The 232-nt window shown below is 35.3% G+C and carries 1 pseudogene; it reads left to right on the forward strand.

The window, feature by feature from the left end:
• Positions 1-232 (forward strand): annotated as a pseudogene (locus SB658_RS27945) (hypothetical protein); the annotation flags it as partial.

Consider the following 232-nt stretch of genomic DNA (forward strand, 5'->3'; position numbering starts at 1 on the left):
GTAAAGGTCTTGTTGTTGTATACGAAGGATTTTTAGCTGACTTAAAAGGAGAAACGATTTCTTCTAATGTGTCTGCCCAACCATCTATGAATGACATGGTACGCGCAGAACATCACCGTAGTGTACAAAGCCAATTGAGTACAGAAGATATTAAGTATGGATATTGTACGGAATTCATGGTGAAATTAGAGCCTGAAAAAATGAAAGAACATAATTTCTCTGAACAAAAATT

It is taken from the genome of Bacillus sp. SIMBA_008, from assembly GCF_046535495.1.
Classification (GTDB): domain Bacteria; phylum Bacillota; class Bacilli; order Bacillales; family Bacillaceae; genus Bacillus; species Bacillus subtilis.